This is a genomic window from Pseudomonas sp. 1152_12 (assembly GCF_052850675.1).
Window position 1 is genome coordinate 1 of the sequence record NZ_VXCW01000054.1, and the last position, 681, is coordinate 681.

Below are 681 nucleotides of genomic sequence, written 5' to 3' on the forward strand. Positions count from 1 at the left end.
TACTGATCTTCTGAAAAGTCGACGGCTTAATGAACACCCGATACGGCCCAGCCCCGGCGGCCTCTGCGGCGCTCAAACGGTAGTAGGTGGGGAAACCGTCCAAAAGGACGGAAACTAGGTCGTTCATACGGGCGTTCTGATGCTTATAAACCAGAGTCCACATTCCGTTTGCTGCTGTGTCTGCATAAAAATCCGAGTGTTCCGGAAAACTTTCAGCCACCACGCGCAATCCATCGTGCCCGGAGATGTCCGGCCTACGGTCTATGCCTGCAGGGTGGGTTTTCTTGATCAGATACGTCTCAGTAGGCGAACGACTTATCTGACCGTTAGACTTGCGCAGCACTTCCCAGTAAATCTCGACTAAGCCCTCCTGCTGGCTGCTCGGGATGAGGGTGTTCATGGCGACGGTCAAGAAGTAACGCGGTGCCTTGGTGGTAACGGTGTCCTGGCTCAACACTTTGCCATCACTGCACACGTAGAATATGTCACCGATGGAGTTCTCTGACCAGGCCTCGGAGGAAAACCGGGCACTAGGGTCGATGCCGTGTAGACCCAAGGCCCATTTTGCTTTTTCAGGGTAGTCGAGTTCATCAAGCGCGATGGCAAAGGTCGCGCGGGGTGGTTCTAGGGATATGTCAACGGTTGAGTCGGTTGGAGTCGTCATCATCATTACCTTGCGGG

Annotated in this window: 1 pseudogene; it reads right to left on the reverse strand. The window is 54.3% G+C overall.

From position 1 onward, the window contains the following. Positions 1-664, reverse strand: a pseudogene (locus tag FW764_RS28075) (hypothetical protein); the annotation flags it as partial. Positions 665-681: the final 17 nt, after the last annotated feature.